The sequence below is a fragment of the Enterobacter sp. A8 genome, from assembly GCF_004296595.1.
GTDB classification, from domain to species: Bacteria; Pseudomonadota; Gammaproteobacteria; order Enterobacterales; family Enterobacteriaceae; genus Enterobacter; species Enterobacter cloacae.
On sequence record NZ_SCMF01000003.1, the window covers coordinates 656,755 to 673,972 of the forward strand.

5 protein-coding genes are annotated in these 17,218 nt (G+C 60.0%); all 5 read right to left on the minus strand.

The window, feature by feature from the left end; genetic code table 11:
• Window positions 1-2: 2 nt before the first annotated feature.
• Window positions 3-2,195, minus strand: a complete 2,193-nt coding sequence (locus EQV24_RS15160; RefSeq protein ID WP_014832976.1) for a type I secretion system permease/ATPase — start codon at window positions 2,193-2,195, stop codon at window positions 3-5.
• Entirely contained in the window at window positions 2,192-3,595 is a 1,404-nt protein-coding gene (locus tag EQV24_RS15165) for a TolC family outer membrane protein (RefSeq protein WP_013098387.1), read from the minus strand. The genes EQV24_RS15160 and EQV24_RS15165 overlap by 4 nt, the downstream gene beginning before the upstream one ends.
• A gap of 83 nt (window positions 3,596-3,678) precedes the next feature.
• Entirely contained in the window at window positions 3,679-14,319 is a 10,641-nt protein-coding gene (locus EQV24_RS15170; protein ID WP_130626743.1) for a BapA/Bap/LapF family large adhesin, read from the minus strand.
• A 696-nt stretch (window positions 14,320-15,015) separates the two neighbouring features.
• Entirely contained in the window at window positions 15,016-15,372 is a 357-nt protein-coding gene (locus EQV24_RS15175; RefSeq protein WP_013098385.1) for a hypothetical protein, read from the minus strand.
• A gap of 359 nt (window positions 15,373-15,731) precedes the next feature.
• Window positions 15,732-17,138, minus strand: coding sequence for an MFS transporter (locus EQV24_RS15180; protein WP_077681899.1), 1,407 nt, complete (start codon window positions 17,136-17,138; stop codon window positions 15,732-15,734).
• Window positions 17,139-17,218: the final 80 nt, after the last annotated feature.

Consider the following 17,218-nt stretch of genomic DNA (forward strand, 5'->3'; position numbering starts at 1 on the left):
CATCACGCTGACTGATTTTCATTTTTCCACTCCCTTGCGGCGGCTGCCTGCTGTTGTTGCATGCGGCTGTTGTTCAGCGCCTGCGCTTTCGGGGCATCCATCACCAGCATGCCCTCCTTGAGCACCACCACCCGCTCGACCAGTTCCAGCACAGGCACGCGATGGGTGGCGACGATCAGCGTACGGTGGCCGAGCCAGGCGCTCAGACGCTGGATAAACTCCCGTTCGGTATGCTCATCCAGCGAGGCGGTGGGTTCGTCCATCAGGACGATATTCGGGTCGCGCAGCAGCATGCGTGCCAGCAGAATCGACTGCCGCTGGCCGCCGGAGAGCCCCACGCCGTTCTCCATGATCGGATAGTCCAGCCCCTTCGGCAGCTTCTGCACAAAGCTCGCCGCGCCGGTTAACTCCAGTGCGGCGAAAATCTCGTCGTCGGTGGCGCGCGGCATGCCGAGGGTGATGTTTTCCCGCAGGGTGCCGTAAAACAGCCGTGCGTTCTGGGTCATAAAGCCGACGTTGCGCCGGACGTCGGCGACGTCGAGGTGCGGCAGGCTGAGGTTGTCGAGCCGCAGCTCGCCGCCGGCCAGATCCATCCCGCCCGCCATCGCCTGCAGCAGGGTTGATTTGCCCGCGCCGTTACGCCCGAGGATCGCCACTTTCTCACCGGGCTTGATCTCCAGACGGTTGATGCGCAGCGCCATGCGCGGATCCTCCGGGTGATAGCGAAACTGCGCCTGCTCGAACAGGTAGTGACCGCGCAGCACGTCCTGGCGGATCGGCGTCTCCTCGCGCTGGTTCTCGGTAGGTAACTGCATAATGCTGTCCAGCCCCTCTTTTGCCGCTTTCACCTGCTGCCAGCGGGCCAGCACGCCGCACAGCGTCGCCATGGGGGCGATCATGCGCGAGGCCAGCATCGAGGCGGCGACCACCGAACCGGTGGTCAGCGTACCGTCGATCACCATCGGTGCGCCAACCACGATCACGGCGGCGTAAACCAGGCTCTGGATGGTCATCCCCCAGCTGATCAGATTCTGCGTCAGCTCGCGGGTACGCAGGCCGGATTCCGCGGTGATCTGTATATAGCTGTTCCACTGCTGCAAAAAGCGGTTTTCCGCCTGCATCAGCTTGATGTCCTCCAGCCCCTGCACGCTCTCGACCAGCACCGCGTTGCGCAGGGTCGATTCATGGGCGGATTGTTTCGCCAGCTCCGCCAGTTTCTTCTGCAGCAGCAGGCCGGGCAGAACCATGATCACCGCCGCCACCGGGGCGATCCACGCCAGCTGCGGGGCGATAATCGCCAGCACCACCACAAACAGTAAGAAGAAAGGCAGATCGACAATCGTCGAGATGGTGGAGGAGGTGACCATCTCGCGGATCTGCTCCAGCTCGCGCAGCTGGGAGATAAAGCTGCCGGTAGAGCGTGGGATCGCGCTGTTGCGCAGCCGCAGGGCGTGACCGAACACGCGATCCGAAACGCGCAGATCCGAGCGTTTACCCAGCAGATCCATAATGTGCCCGCGCGCCACGCGCAACACGAAGCCAAACAGGGTGGCGATCAGCACCCCGATGGTCAATACATACAGCGTCGGGTAGGACTGGGCGGGGATCACCCGGTCGTACACCTGCATGGAAAAGACAATCCCGGAGAGCGACAGCACGTTAATAAACAGCGCGGCGAGCATCACCCAGCTGTAGGGGCGCAGGTCGCGCATCACCAGCCGGTAGAGCCAGTCCGGGCGGTATTTTGAGATATAGGCGTCCACGCGGCTGTCCTTCAGCGCTGCCAGCGGACGCAGGGCAATAACGTGGCGGATGGCGGGCAGCATCGCCGTCATCGACAAACGGTTGGTGTAGGTCTGGTCGTCAAAGAAGCTGACCTCCAGCGTATCGTCGCCGTCGAAATGTTCGATCACGCCAACCCTGCCGTCGTTTAGCGCCACCACCACCGGCAGACGCCAGCTGTTGATCGACTGCTGGCTGGCGGTAAGCAGCTGAAACGACAGCCCCGCCTCGCGGGCGAGCTGGGTGAGGGCGGGCACCATCGGTTTGCCTTTCAGCCACGGTGCGCCTGCCAGCAGCGCGCCGGGAGAGCAGGCGACGCGGTAGCGCGTGGCAATAAAGCCAAAGGCCTGCGCCCACTGGGCCAGGGCATCATCCGTCATGGGCTCAGCTTGCGGCATATCACGCTCTTTCATGGCTGGATCTCCACGGTCTGGATGGTGCGGTTATCAAGATCGAACGCATGGCGCAGCTGCCCGGTGTTGTAGAGGCAGTTGAGCTGCAGCTGATGCAGCTGGCCAAGGGTCTGTTGCTGGGTGAAACGCGCCTGGTAGACCTCCTGCTCGGCGTTGAGCACATCGAGCAGCGGGCGTGAGCCAAGGTCAAGATACTGCTGCTGATACAGCTCGCGGGTGCGGGCGCTGAGCGCCTCCTGACGACCCTGGATCTGCAGGGTGCTGAGCAGGCTCATCACCTGACTGCGCGCCTCAAGCAGCTTCTGGCGAACCTCAAGGCGGGTGCGCTGAATGGTGGATTGCGCCGCTTCCACGGCGTGTCCGGCAGCGTTACGCCGGGCGGTGAGGCCGCCGCCCTGATAGAGCGGCATTTGCACTTTCACCCACGCGGAGTATTGCGTGCGATCCCGCGTTTCGTTACCCGCATAGCGGTCGTTGAGGTAGTGACGTACTTCCGGCTCCAGCGAGACGGTCGGGGTCATCTGGGCATTGGCGTAGTCAAGGTTGGCCTGCGCAACGTTCGCCTGCGCCCAGGCCGCTAACACCGCTGGCACCAGACGATCGTCCGGTTCGGCGATATCACAGCTGCGGGCCAGCTTTTGCGGAAAATCGTTGCCCACCTCGTTGAGGGTGTTCCAGCCGAGAAAACTCATCAGCGTGGCGCGGGCGCTGTCGAGGCTGGCCTGGTACTGCATGAGCTGGGCGCGGGCCCCTTCGATACGGGCATCGGTCTGCACCACGTCAGAGAGCGAGGTGGCTCCTTCGTCGTTACGCTGGCGGGTCAGCTTGCCAATGGAGGAGAGAGCGTCGAGCTGTTCTTTGGCGGTATCGACCATCTGCTGCCAGGTTTGCACTTCCACCATGGCGATGGCGGTATCGTGGGCGATGGTGTCGATGCTCACCAGCACATTGGCCTGCTGCTGGGCAACCCCGGCGTTTTCGGCACGCACCTGGCTTGCCACCTTGCCAAAGTCGTACAGCATCTGGGAAAGAGAGAGCACCAGCGATGGCGTAAAGCCATTATCGTCGCCGTCATGGGTATAGCCATTGTCCATACCGGCGTTAATTTGCGGGTAGTATTTCGATTTGGCGACGTCCACCTCTTCACTCTGTTGGTAGAGTTTTCCTACCGCTTCACTGATGGCCGGGTGCCAGGTGACGGCGCGGTTGACGGCGTCGCCAAGCTGCAGCGTGCCGGGGGCGGCGTTGCCCGCCACAGGCGCCACGCGGCCATTCAGGGAGGGGAGTTCCTGCGTTTCGCGAAGTTGTCCGGTATTAATCATCGCCGCCGGATTAGCGGAGAGTGCGGGCACAGATATCAGGCAGCACGAGAGCCACCAGTAAGGCATCATCTTTCCCATGTCATGTCCCTAATAAAAAATAAGTACAGCTTTATTGTTTATGCCCGGGCGCAGTGCGCCCGGGTCAGGTACTACAGGTGCTATCAGGTCACGATGTGTTGCTGGTTAACTAACTCGTCGTAGGTGGTCTGGACGTTATCAAGCGTCACGAGCGTGGTATTGGTATAGGTGCTTCCTGTACCGTCACGGTCGATGGCGATCACGGTACTGCCATTGCTGTTCGTCACATGCAGGTAATTACCGAGCGTTGACGCACTGCCGTTCCAGCCCACCAGCAGATCGCCGATGTCAATTTTGTCTCCCTGGGCCAGCGAGAAGTTGGTCCAGTGATCGCCGGCGGTACTGCTGACGTTACCCGCGGTGGCGTTGCCTGCGGTGCTGTTCAGCACCTGATAAATCAGCGTATCGCCGTACGCGGTGCCGGTAATGACATCGTTATGCTCAGAACTGACGAACTGCGGCGCCATATTGATGGGCAGCGTGGCAGTGTCCGTATTGCCGTTGGCATCGGTGAGGGTGTAGTTGAAGACCTCCTTCGACGTGATGGTTGAGAGCGACACCCCGCTGTTGAGGGTGTAGGTGTAGTGGCCGTCTGCGCCAATCGACAGCGTGCCGTAATGGCCCGTGACGTTGACCAGCGTACTGCCGGTGTAAGGATCCAGCGTGGTGGTGGTGCCGTCGAAGCCGGTAATTGTCACGCGGGTATCGACCGACTGCAGCTGATCCATCGCCCCGGCGGAATCCGTACTGTCGAAGATATTGCCGTCAACGGTGTGGCCGCTGGTGGAGTCGAACTGGGTCAGTGAGTAGGTGGTACCGTTCACGCTCGGGGTGATGGTGATATTGCCCACGCTCAGCCCCGGTACGCTGCCGGTATAGCTCAGCGTATAGGTCCCGGCGTTCAGATCCAGACCGGTCAGGGGCACGTCGATACTGCCGCCCAGCAGCGAGCCGCCGCTGAAGGAGCCGGTGCGGATAACACCGTTGGCATCACTGATCGTCCAGTTCACCGTCAGCCCGCCCAGCGCCAGCAGCGACGCGACGTCAAAGTGCAGCGACGCGCTATGCAGGGCGGTGTTCGGATCCACCACAAAGGTCCCGCTTCCGCTGCCCGTGGTGGTACCTAGCAACGAGGTGGTCCAGCTGGCGCTGCCGACGGTGGTGTCAGAGTAGGCCGAGGTATGGTGTACAGACGTGACACTCATCTCGGTGCTGACATCGTTCACCGCATCCATTGCCCGCGCGGTTGGGGTAATGTTGAGCGAGCCCGTATCTTTCGCGCCGTTTGGTGCCGTAATGGTATAGACGAAGGTGTCCGGCGTGCTGATATGGTCCGCCCCCACGCCGGTCCTCAGGGTGTAGGTGTACTGGCCGGACGAATCAATGGTCAGCGTGCCGTATTCTCCCTGAATGTCGGTTGTTCCACTGCTGTTAACCGCCACACCGTTCACTTCCGTCACCACCGTGCCATCCGGCACCGGATCGTTCGCCAGCACATCCCCCGTGGTGCTCTCCCCGATGCTGGAGACGCTGTAGACATGATCCTGCAGCACGCTCAGGGTGTAGGCCGTCAGCGCGGTGATCCCTGCCGCCGTATTGAGCAGGAACAGATACTCCCCGGCAGGCAGGTTCAGCGTCAGCTGCGAGGAGGTGCCGCCCAGCAGCGGCGCACGCAGCCAGCCCGGCTCAACGCGCATCTGCTCGAAGGTCTGGGTCGCGTTGTTGAACTTATAGACGTACAGGTCGAACACCGATGCCAGGGCTACGCCCCCCACGGAGGCCTGAATCGTCATGGTGCGGGTTGTACCTTCCTCCACGCTGTAGATGATCGGGTTGGTCATATCGTCCAGCAGGTTCAGCCCCAGCGTGTTGCCGAGATTGATCCCCACCAGGGTAAAGCCGCTTTGCGACGATGTGCCGTTATCGATGGCCTGGACGGTAGTGTCGAAGGTCAGGGAAGCCGCGTCGTCTACGGCGACAATGCCATTCGCCACGCTGCCCGAACCGAGCGACAGCACAAGGTTCGCCGACGCGCTGACACCGTTATGGGTAATGGTGTAGGTGAAGCTCTCCGTGCGGCCAATCACCGCGGCACTGGTGTCGGTGAGGTTGTAGGTGTAGCTGCCGTCGCGGTTAATGGTCAGCGTACCGTACTGCCCCTGAATCACCGTGCCGTCGGCGTTAACGCTGGTGGTGACCCCCAGCGCGTTGGTCACGGCGGAGACGGTCGTACCTGCCGGAGCGTTATCGCTGCCTGCGGTAGGATCGGTATCCAGGATCACGTTACCGTCCAGGCTGGTGTCGCCCGTTACGGTGCCGGCGCTGGTCTCTTTCACCGCCACATCCAGGCTGGTGTACGAGCCGGTTGCCAGCAGGTTGGTGTTGTAGCTCAGCACGCGATACTGGCCATCAGCGAGCCCGGTCAGGTTCAGCGACACGCCGGTGGCCCCAAGGGTCAGCAGGTCGGCGAACTGCGGTTGTCCGGTATCCACGACGGTGGTCCAGGTATTGTTGACGGTATCGAAACGCTGCACCACCAGCTCCAGGGTGTTGAGCAGCGAAAGCACCGCCCCCGTGGCGTTGGCATTGACCACAATATCCGCACTGCCGCCGCTGCCCACGTTGAACTCAACCTGGGCTGTATCGTTGCCCAGCAGGGTCAGCACGTTGCCTACGGCACCCACCAGCAGGAAGCCATAGTCGCTGTACTGGCTGTTGGTGACGGTGGCGGTGGTACTGAGATCCAGCTCTTCAACGTTATTGCTGGCAGAGAGCGGCACCACCGGCGCAAGGACCGAGCCCGGCTGCGAGGTGTTACCCGCCGCATCGGTGGCCGTGATCTGCAGCGTCTGGCCTTCGGTCTGCTTGTTGAGGAAGGTGTAGCTGTAGGCACCATTACTGTCTGCGGTGGTGGTCACCGTTGAGCCGTCCGCGAGGCGGATGGTGACGGTGCTGCCCGCTTCCGCCTTACCGGTCAATACGCTGCCGTCAGCGTTAAAGGTCCCGGCAGGCGCGGTTGGCGCCGTCACGTCGACGATAACGGTTGTCGAGAGCGAGATCGGGCTGGTACCGGCTGAGTTGGTTGCCGTGGCGGTAAAGGCGTGTGCTCCCTCGCTTAATGCCGGGGTCGTAAAACTCCAGTTACCGCTGGCATCCGCCACTACCGTACCCATCGACACGCCGTTGTTATACAGCGTGACGGTGGCGTTCGGCTGTGCGGTGCCGCTCAGGGTTGGCGTGGTGTCATCGGTGGTTTTACCGTTGGTCAGCCCTCCGGTAACGCTACCGACGTTATCGTCAATGTTGGCGATAACCGGTGCGTTCGGAATATTGGTTGATGGCGCAACCACCGAGGCGCTGACGCCAGCGTTACCGGCCTTATCGGTCGCGTAGACCAGCAGGGCTTCACCGTTGGTCTGCGCCGTGGTGAGGGTAGCGCTAAAGTTGCCGTTACCGTCTGCCGTCGCGGTACCGAGCACCGTACCGTTACCGCTGGTGATGGTGACGGTGCTGCCCGCTTCAGCGGTACCGGTGACCTGGGTTCCGTTAGCGATCACCTGCAGGCTGGTCGGTGCGCCCGGTGCCGTCAGGTCCACCAGGATTGTGGTCACGGTTGATGGCGCGCTGGTATTGCCCGCGGCATCGGTGGCGGTGGCGGTGAAGCTGTGCGAACCTTCCGTCAGCGTGGTGGTGGTTTGCGCCAGCGTCCAGTTGCCGTTGGCATCGGCGGTGACCGTGCCAACCAGCGTGCTACCGTCGTAGATACGCACCGTCGCATTGGCTTCGGCGGTACCGCTCAACGCTGGTCGGGTGTCGTTGGTCGGGTTATTGCCCGTCACCGGCCCGGTAACGCTGCCCACGTCGTCTACAATCGCGCTGATGACCGGAGCGGCTGGCGCGGTGGCATCCACGTTGATCACATACCCGCTGGTGGGTGCGCTGGCGTTGCCCGCCGCATCGGTGGCGGTAAACGTCAGGCTGTGCTGACCATCGCTGAGCGCCGGGGATGGCGTAAAGCTCCAGTTACCGCCGGTGGCGACAACGCTGCCAATCTGCACGCCGTTATCGAAGATTTTCACCGTCGCGCCCGCTTCCGCCGTGCCGGTGAGGGTTGGCTGCGCGTCGTTGGTCAATCCGCCATTGGCGACAGGCGTGGCGGCATTCCCGACGTCATCCACAATGCTGCTCAGCACCGGCTGCGCAGGCGGCGTGGTGTCGATGGTCAGGTTGAAGGTCGCTGACGGCGCGCTGGTGTTACCTGCCGCATCCGTCGCCTGAGCCGTAAAGCTATGTGGACCGGTTGCCAGCGTGGTGGTCAGCAGAATGCTCCAGTTTCCGCTGGCATCCGCGGTACCGGTGCCCACCAGCGTCGTACCTTCATAAATGTTCACCGTGGCAAACGGCTCGCTGGTACCGACGAGACGCGGAATGGTGTCGTCGGTGCTTTGTCCGGAGCTGACAGGGCCGGTGATCGTGCCCACGTCATCAACCGCCTGGCTGATAACCGGCGCGTTCGGCGCGGTGGTATCCACCACCAGCGTAAAGTCAGGCGATGCGGGGCTGACGTTGCCCGCCGCATCGGTGGCCGTGACGGACCAGGTGTGGCTACCATTCGCCAGCGCTGTGGACGGGGTAAAGCTCCACGCGCCGCTGCCGTCAGCCTGGGCGGTGCCGACCTGCTGCCCGTCCTGATAGACAGTGATGGTCGCGTTGGCCGCGGCTGTGCCGCTAAGGGTTGGGGTGGTATCGTCCGTGCTCTGCCCGGAGGAGAGCGGTGTCTGAACGCTGCCCACGTTATCGCTCGCGGTCAAAATGGACGGCGCTGTCGGTGCGGAGGTATCCACCGTCAGGTTAATCGGTGCCGACGTGCTGCCGGTATTGCCTGCAGTATCGGTGGCGTTGAAGGTGATGGCATGTGGCCCTTCGGTGAGCGCGGTACCCGGAGTAAAGGTCCAGTTCCCCTGAGCATTGACGACCGCGGTGCCAATCTCGCTGCCATCAACAATGATGTGCACCGTGGAACCGACTTCGCCCGTGCCGTTGAAGGTGGGTTTTGTGTCGTTGGTGCTGTTGCCGCTGGTGAGCGTCCCGGTGACCGGACCGACATCGTCAATCACGCTGGTGACCACCGGCGCGGAAGGACCTGCGGTATCAACCGTGAAGACGAAGACTGGCGAGTTGGCTGAGACGTTACCGGCGGCATCGCTGGCGTTGATGCGAATGTTATAGCTGCCATCTCCCAGCGCCGGATTAGGGGTAAAGCTCCAGTTGCCGTTGCTGTCTACCGGTGCGGTACCGATCTCCACGCCATTGTTCAGGATGTGGATGGTACTGCCGACGGCGCCTGTCCCGCTGAGCGTTGGCGTGGTGTCATTAGTGACCTGGCCGGTGGTGAGATTACCGACAATCCCGCCCGCCACGTTGTCGCTGACGGTTTCCAGCACGGGGACCGTTGGCGCCGTCAGGTCAACCACCACGCTCCAGGCGTTTGACGACAGGCTGACGTTACCCTGCGGATCGGTGGCCTTGACGGTGAAGCTGTGTGACCCTTCGACGAGGGCGGTCTCAGGCGTAAAGCTCCACGCGCCGGTACCGTCCGCCGTGACGATGCCAATCTGCGTATTGCCATCAAAGATCGTCACCACGCTGTTCGCTTCCGCCGTACCGGAGAGGGTAGGCGTTGCGTCGTTGGTGGTATTGCCGCTGACCACGGTCGTGGCGGTGTTGCCGACATCATCGGTGACGTTAACAATCACCGGGGTGGTGGAGCTGGTGTCAACCACGATGGTGAAGCCTGCCGATGGTGCACTCTGGTTGCCCGCCGGATCGGTCTCACGGATGGTCAGGACGTTATTGCCCTCCGCCAGCGCGGACGGCGTGAAGCTCCAGTTACCCGTCTGGCCGACCACGGTGGTGCCCAGCAGGGTGCCGTTGCTGTAAATGGAGATAGTATCGCCCGCCGTGCCGCTACCGGTCAGGGTTGGGCGGTTGTCATTGGTGGTCTGCCCGTCCGTGAGTGGACCGGTGCCCGGGCCGACATCATCAATAACTGCGCCAATGACAGGCGCGTCAGGGGAGGTGAGATCAACAGTGACGGTCGCCACCGGCGAACGTCCGCTGGTTTCGCCATTCAGCGTGGCGGTGACCTCAAAGGTGTGCGCTCCTTCACCCAGCGGCAGAGTTGGCGTATAGCTCCAGTCGCCGTTTGCATCGGCGGTTACGGTTGGCAGCAGAACCTGCACGCCATCCTGATAGACAGTGATTATGCTGCCTGGCTCTGCTGTCCCGACAAGGGTCGGCGTCGTGTCGTTGGTGGTTTTGTCTTTCACATCGCCCGTAACCGGGGCCGTATCGTCGTTGATGACCGTAATGACGGGCACGTCCGGGAAGTTCGGCTGCGTACCGGTGACGGTATAGGAGGCTTCAGGGCTGAGATTCCCTGCAGCATCCGTGGCGGTGATGGTCAGCGCCGCGCCGTCCTGCTGGGCCGGGCTGAGCGCCACGGAGAAGTTGCCGCCGGAGACCACCCCGGTACCGATCACGTTACCGCTGGCGTCTGTAACGATAATGGTGGCACCCTCTTCGCCGGTACCGGTCAGCGGCGTCCCCTGTGCAGCCACGCTGATATTGTCCGGCGCTGCCGGAAGCACGGTATCCACCGTGACGGCAAGCGGCGCAGAGCTTCCTGAAGCGTTACCCGCCGGGTCGACCGACGAGACGGTGAAGCTGTGTGGGCCTTCCGGCAGTGTGGTGTCGGCGGTCCAGCTCCAGGTCCCATCCGGCTGGACGGTGACCTGGACTGTGGATGGCGTACCGTCCACACTGACAATCACGGTGGAGCCCGGCTCGCCGGTACCGTTGAGGGTTGGCGTACCGTCGCGGGTATAGAGCGTCCCGTTGGTGAGCTGGCTGTCTTCAACGCTGTTGATCAGCGGGATCTCAGGTGCAGTGGTATCGACGGTGACGGTAAAGACTGGGCTGAGTGCGCTGACGTTACCCGCAGCGTCGACTGCCGCAACGGTGATGTTCAGCGGGCCATCCGTCTGCGTGGGCAGGGTGAATGACCATTCGCCGTTAGCCACAACCACGCGTCCAAGCTCGACGCCATTGTTATAGACGATTACCGTTTCACCCGTCACACCGGTTCCGCCGACGGTTGGCGTGGTATCCGTAGTAACACCGCCATTCGGCTCACCGGCGATGGCGCCAATCACCGGGGTATCCGGTGCGAGGGTATCGACGGTGATGGTGATCCCCGTAGAAGGGTCAGAGACGTTACCCGCCTCGTCGGTGGCGGTAGCGGTAAATTCGTGGCTGCCCTCGTCAATAGCGCTTTCAGGACGCCAGCTCCAGTTGCCGTTGCCGTCTACCGTGACGGTACCCACGGCGGCTGGCGTGCCGCCATCAACGCTGTCGTAAATGGTAATCACATCGTTTGGCGTACCGGTGCCACTCAGTACCGGACGCGGATCGTTGATGGTTTCGCCATCGGCAACCGGGCCGGTTATCTGGCTGACGCTGTCGGTAATGACCGGGACCGCGGGCGCGGCCGGCGCGTCGGTGTCGATGGTGATAGTCACCGGCTGGGACGGGGCGCTTTCGTTGCCCGCGCCGTCCTTGTTGGTGACGGTCAGGGTAATGTCATAGGTGCCGTTGGGCAGGTCGGCGGGTGGCGTCCAGCTCCAGTTGCCGTCGCCGTCCACCACGGCGTCACCGATTTTGTCGGTGCCGTTGTAAATCGTCACCGTATCGCCCGGATTACCGGTACCGCTCAGCGTCGGCGTGGTATCACGGGTGGTTTCCCCCGGGTTCAGCGACGTGGGTGCTGAGCCATCCGGGTTTACGGTGATGGCTGGCGTGTCCGGTGTGGCCGGTGCGACGGTATCAATCACCAGCTCGAACGGATCAGAAATCGAGGTATTCCCGGCGGCATCTGTGGCATGGATCGTCAGCGAATGCGGGCCGTCGGTGAGCGGCGTGGTAGGGGTAAAGCTCCAGCCGCCGCTGCCGTCGAGCGTTGCGGTACCGAGCAGCGTGGTGCCGTCATACACGGTGATGACCGTGCCATCCGGGGCGCTCCCCTGAAGTAACGGCTGGGTGTCATCCGTGGTATCGCCGCTGCTGAGCGGGCCTTTAACGTCTCCGGCATCGTCGGTGACGGTTGCCAGCGTCGCGACCGGCGGTGGGGTGGTATCAACGATAAAGGTAAATCCACCGGATACCGGGCTGGTGTTACCGGCGACGTCGGTGGCGATCGCGGTCAGGGTATGCGTGCCGTCGCCAACCGGCGTGGTGGGCGTAAAGGTCCACGCGCCGCTGCTACCGACCACCGCGGTGCCAATATCGACGCCATCCAGACGGATGGTGATCGTTGAGCCGGGTTCACCGGTACCGTTGAGCGTCGGCGTTGCGTCATTGGTGGTGTCGTTGGCACCCACCGGGCCGGTGCCCCCAGGGACATTATCGACAAGCTGGGTGATGGCGGGCGCATCAGGCGCCGTTCCGTCAATGGTAATGGTCCAGGCGTTTGAAACGTTACCGTTGCTTGATGTCGCCGTCAGTACATGGGCACCTTCGGCCAGCGGGGTGGATGGCGTAAAGGTCCACTGGCCAGATGATGGAACAACAACCGTGCCGAGGACGTCGCCGCCGCTATGGATGGTGATGGTCGAGCCTGGCTCCGCCGTGCCGTTCAGGGTAGGGGTGCGGTCATTGGTGATCCCATTCTGGTTGATGGGGCCTGTGACGCCGGGTTGATCATCCACCACAGACAGGATATCGGGTGTCGTGTCCGGTGCGGTGAGGGACGCCGCCGGACTCTGGTTGCCCGCCGCGTCAGTGGCTACCACCGAAAGCTGCTCGCCGTTTGTTTGTGCAGGCGAAAGGGTCGCAACAAAGTTACCGTTGCCGTCAGTGGTGGCGCGGCCAATCACGTCGCCGTTGCTGTTGGTGATGACGATTTTGCTGCCTGGCTCGGCGGTGCCGGTAACCTGGGTTCCCACGGGGTTAATGGCAATAACGGGCAGCGCCGGTGGCGTGGTATCGACGGTAAAGTTTACCGGCTGCGATTCTGCGCTCTGGTTGCCCGCCGCATCGGTTTGTTTAATGGTGATCGAGTGCGGGCCTTCCGCGAGCGGATTGTCTGGCCTGAGACTCCAGGTGCCGTTTGGCAGCACGGTGGTTTGCCCAATCAGCACACCGTTGTCATAGACCTGGATTGTGCCGCCAGGCTCTCCCCGTCCCGCCAGCAGTGGTTCAGAGGAGTCGGTGAACTGGCCTGCGGTAATTGCGCCTTTAATGGCCCCGGTCTCATCGCTCAGTACAATCGCCGTTGGCGTTGCCGGAGGGGTGAGATCCACGGTGAGGGTGAATACCGGAGAGGCGGGTCCGGTGTTGCCAGCGGCATCGGTTGCCCGGACGGTGAACTGGTGGGTGCTTTCACCCAGATTGACCGATGGCGTGAAGGTCCACGTGCCGTTGCTGCCGGTGACCGCCGTGCCAATAGCGACAGAGCCGTCATAGATGGTTACGGTGGAGCCTGGTTCGGCGGTCCCCGAGAGCTGAGGACGCGGATCGTTAGTGCTGCCTCCGCTGCTTACCGTTCCTTTGCCGGGATCAATATCGTCCGTTGCGCTGCTAATGGTGGGCGCGCCGGGCGCAACCGTATCGACAACAAAACTGACGGCAGCGGATGCCGGGCTGGTATTGCCTGCCGCATCGGTCGCGGTTGTGGTAATGGTGTGGCTGCCGTTGGCGAGATCGGTGGTGGGGGTAAAGCTCCAGCTACCTTTAGCATCCACTGTGGTGGTGCCAATCTGCTTGCCGTTATCGTAGAGAGTGATGGTGCTGCCTGGCTCGCCGATACCGCTGAAGGTCGGGCGGGCATCATCGGTGCGCTGGCCGTTTTCCAGCGGGCCCGCTTTGTCGCCGGCATCGTCATTTACCAGCAGGATGTCCGGGGCATCCGGCGCGGTGGTGTCCGGAGCGGTTATGGTCGTGCCCGGGCTGGTATTTCCGGAGGAATCCGTCGCGGTGGCGGTAATTTGTTCGCCGTTAGTCAGCGGCGTCCCCAGGTCGATGGTGAATTTACCGTCGCTGCCGGTTTTACCGGTGCCGATGACGTTGCCGTCGGCGTCTTTCAGCGTGATGGTACTGCCCGGTTCGGCGGTACCGGAGACGGTTTTACCATCCGGCGAGAACTGCAGGCCGGACGGCGCATTCGGCGGAGTGGTATCCGGATCGGAAGGGTTTGTCGGCGTGCCGGGGTTGCTGCCGTTGTCATCATCGTCATCCCCACCGCCGCCACCGCCGGTGCTTGCCGCCGCCGCGATGCCACCCGCAGCGACAATGCCACCCAGTACCCAGGGCCAGATGGCCGCGCCGCCTGCATCACTTCCGGATGCGGCAAGCAGGACGTCAGTGGAGGCAATAGATTCATAGGTGGCCGCCCCGGCGGGGTCCTGAATCCACCACAGCGCCCCCTCACTGTCCTGCAGTACCAGCTGGCTCGCCCCTTGCGCATCGGTGACGAAGAAATTTTTAACGGTAATCACCTCGCCGGAGTGTAGCGTGATCACCAGATCGTTACCGTTGCGGGCGAAGTCAGCGACATTGGCTCGCTCTACCTTAAGCTCAACGATAGAGGAATGGCTCAGCGTAACCTGGGTGCCTTCCGTGGTGGTTTCCACACCCGTAAGTTTCGATATAACAGAGATTTGGCTCATTTAGTGAGTACTCCAGCAGAGTTATCGTTAACGGCGAGCAAGATGAGCCATCTCTGTTAAGGGTAAAGCGCGCCCCCGGCGGAGTAACTGTTATTTAAAACAGCGCTCACCGTATTTATTTTCAGCGCGAACGATGCCCGCCAGAATGCAGAGTGGCAACATCAGAGCGAATCTATTTATTTGAGAAAAACTATCAACAATGTGATTTTGTCTTTTATATAACCTTGTATTTAATAGAGGAATTAATCCGGGACGGTATGAAAATGATATAGTCAGAAAAGTCTGGATATGCAAATTAAGCTTTAGTAAACATGGCGCAAGGATGTGAAGAGGGCATTGCTTTATAGATTTTGTTTATAATTTAAAGTTTGTAAGCCATTGATTATTTGCGATTAATTCATTTTTGATGAGTCGGTTTTTTGTGCGTTTTTGCCGCGGGAAAATAATTGGTAGGTGATAACTTTAATCGTATTCTGGCATTGATTGTTTATGGTTGCTTAATTGCGATTTAAGATAGGGTAATGTTTTTGATGTAAGATATATTATATTTATTCGCATTTTAAAAATATTCTTTTACAGGGTTAAATTTTCTGCTAGCGGGCGATATTTAATAGAATGGTGAGGGGTAAAATACGCCTGACTTTATTTGAAGCAATAAAAAAGGCCGCGCAGGCGGCCTTTTTATCTGTGTGACGGTTACTCAGTGACTTTCTTTTCCAGCTCGCTGGCACCTTCTTTGGTTTTGTTCCAGCCTTTCTCAGCACCTTCTTTGGTGGCGTCCCAACCCTTCTCGGTGCCTTCTTTGGTTTTGTGCCAGACTTTCTGTGAGTCTTCGCTGACCTTGCTGCCAAAGCTTTCGCTTTTACCTTCTGCAGCATGTTTCTGTTTCAGCTTCAGCTCTTCACCTTTGTTCTGCTCTTCGTGCAGTTTTTGCTTCGCTTCGTTGGCGTTAGCGTTCGCCGCGGCGACGGTATCATCAGTTGCATGTGTGGTCGCAGCAAATACTGGAGAAGCCAGCAGAATGGCAGACAATGCGATAATTGTTTTTTTCATAATATCCTCATTTACGTTATCGGTTATGAGCGTGATTCAGCATGTCACAGAGAAAGCGAAGCGGCTTTAGGAAAAAACTGTAAAAGGGTGGAGGCCATGACGGCGCTATTTCATGCGAAAGGCTAACCGAACGTGAGATATCCAATCTCAGCCAGTGCTGCCAGCGTCAGTAGAATAAAAAATACTATGGTGAAGGGTCTGTACATCGCTCTCTCCTTGTTTGCGCAAATTTCATCCGTGTTTTCCTGGTATGCTCCCGCCCGATGTTATTAGGGGCAACGTTATTATCTACAGGGCAGCGAAAATAATCATGGATGCCGCTCACAAGTTGTAAGACGGCATTTTATTCGTCACCGTGATTAAATATTTTCCAGGTCGATACCGCGCGTGTTGGGACCAAAAATACCAATGGTGAGCATAACAATCAGCATACTGATCACAATAAAGGCAATGACCGCCGTTGAGCCGCTATATTGCAGTATCAGACCGATAATTATACTGCTGAAGACGGTGGATAAACGGCTAAAGGAGTAACAAAAGCCGACCGCTCGCGCCCGGATACGGGTGGGGAAAATCTCTGACTGATAGGAGTGGTAGCTGTAAGTCAGCCAGGCATTGGACCAGGTAATAAAAAAGCCGCAGGCAATGAGCAGCAGTGGGTTGCTCTGAAACGCAAACAGCGAACCAAAGATGACCGTGGTCAGACAGGACAACACGATTTGCCATTTATTTTCCATTCGATCGGCATAGCGGCTGCAGATAAGCGCGCCAAGAGGATAGGCCAGCGTGATGAAAAAGGCGTATAACAAACTGTGCGTGACGGATGTCCCGCTGCCGGACAGCAGGGCGGGCAGCCAGTTTCCGAAGCCAAAAAAGCCAATCGCCTGAAAGATATTCATCACCACCAGCATCGCAACCCGGCCACGGTAGCGCGGAGACCAGATATCTTTAAACCTGCCCTTGAGTGAAACCTGTTCGTTGTGCTGCCCGGCGCGGAGAGGGAAATCAGCCTGTTCGCCGCTGCCGCAGCGCTTCTCCATCTCCTGCATGACGGTTCTCACCTCATGAAAGCGCTTTTGCTGCAGCAGCCAGCGCGGAGATTCCGGCAGCCCCTTGCGTACCAGCCAGATAATGATGGACGCCAGCGCGCCAGCGATCACCACGAACCGCCATCCGCTCAGGCCAAACCACATCTGCGGTACCAGCCACCATGACATCAGCGCGACGGCAGGAACCGAGAGAAACTGAATGAAAAAGGCGAAAGCAAAGGCGCGGGTGCGAAGGTGAGCAGGTACCCACTCTGTCAGATAGGTATCAATGGTAACCAGTTCAACGCCGAGGCCGATGCCTACCATAAAACGAAAAAAGATCACCCATTCCGCCTGATGCTGAAACGCCATGACGAGGGAGAACAGCCCGTACCAGAGCAGGGCATACATAAAGGTCGCGCGTCGGCCAATGCGATCAGCATAGGGGCTGAGCAGGCTGGCACCGATAAAAAGCCCCAGAAAAGTTGCGGACGCAAACGCGGCCTGGTCGGCCATACCGAACACGCCCTGCTGGCCGGTGTGGAAGATGCCATCAGCAATGAGACCGGCGCTGATGTAGCCTGTCTGAAACAGATCGTAAAGCTCAAAAAAACCGCCAAGGGACAGCAAGGCGATGAATCGCCAAAGTCCGGCGGAAGCCGGTAAGGCATCGATCCTTGCCGCAAGATCGTCCTCGCGGATGGGGTTTTGTGCCCCCCACTGTGTTCCTGAAACTATGCATTCACTCACGGTTAACCCTCTCGTAACATTCACCCTGAGTCGTTATGCTAGAGGGAAATCAGCGGATTTAAATTTTT

Excerpts from the sequence above, each read along its gene's own strand:
- EQV24_RS15160 (WP_014832976.1), bottom strand. The coding sequence starts at position 2,195 with ATGAAAGAGCGTGATATGCCGCAAGCTGAGCCCATGACGGATGATGCC.
- EQV24_RS15165 (WP_013098387.1), bottom strand. The coding sequence starts at position 3,595 with ATGGGAAAGATGATGCCTTACTGGTGGCTCTCGTGCTGCCTGATATCT.
- EQV24_RS15170 (WP_130626743.1), bottom strand. The coding sequence starts at position 14,319 with ATGAGCCAAATCTCTGTTATATCGAAACTTACGGGTGTGGAAACCACC.
- EQV24_RS15175 (WP_013098385.1), bottom strand. The coding sequence starts at position 15,372 with ATGAAAAAAACAATTATCGCATTGTCTGCCATTCTGCTGGCTTCTCCA.